At 70.7% G+C, this 716-nt stretch carries 2 protein-coding genes; both read left to right on the top strand.

Features of this window, described 5'->3' with window-relative positions; translation table 11 throughout:
• The coding region (locus tag AQJ54_RS42930) for an MBL fold metallo-hydrolase (RefSeq protein WP_346265496.1) at positions 1-415 on the top strand (415 nt) is incomplete at its 5' end.
• Between the two features lie 2 nt (positions 416-417).
• Positions 418-716: nuclear transport factor 2 family protein (locus tag AQJ54_RS42925; RefSeq protein WP_211278663.1), on the top strand; the 299-nt coding region annotated here is incomplete at its 3' end.

The raw sequence follows: 716 nt of genomic DNA, 5'->3' as shown, positions 1-716 counted from the left end.
CCACCGCTTCGAGCTCAAGGGCGGCCCGGCGGGCCTGCCGGACCGGCACTACCTGTGGCAGGCCGAGCACCGGGCCCTGCTCGGCGGTGTCCTGCTGTTCCAGCAGGAGCACGTGTGGGTCGCGGACACGCCCACCCCTGACGACCGTGCCGCCTGGATCGGTGTGCTGGACGAGATGGCCGCGCTGGAGCCGGAGCTGGTGGTGCCGGGGCACCGTCTGCCGGGCACGGCCGCCGACGCATCGGCGATCACCGCCACCCGTGACTACCTGGTGGCGTTCGAGGAGGAACTCGGCAAGGCGGCGGACGGTGCGGCTCTGACGGAGGCGCTGGTCAAGCGGTACCCCGAGAACGGGATGCTGATCGCCGCGCAGATCGGTGCGAAGGTCGCCAAGGGCGAGATGAAGTGGGGCTGACCATGAGCGACTTCGCCACGTCGACCGCTCCCGCGGATGTCGTACGCCGCCAGTACCTGGCTTCTGCGGCCGGTGACCTGGAGGCCCTGCGGGCCACGCTGGCGCCGGACGTGGAGTGGACGGAGATGGCCGGTTTCCCGCTGGCCGGTACCTACCGCACCCCCGACGGGGTCACGTCGAACGTGATGGAACGGCTCGGCAAGGACTGGGAGGGCTGGACCGCCCACGACGACACCTATGTCGTCGACGGTGAGAACGTCGTCGTCCTGGCCCGCTACACCGCCGTCAACAAGGCCACCGG

The sequence above is a fragment of the Streptomyces griseorubiginosus genome, assembly GCF_001514195.1.
GTDB classification, from domain to species: domain Bacteria; phylum Actinomycetota; class Actinomycetes; order Streptomycetales; family Streptomycetaceae; genus Streptomyces; species Streptomyces griseorubiginosus.
The sequence above is the reverse complement of the archived record's forward strand: the minus strand, read 5'-3'. Positions and strand labels throughout refer to the sequence as shown.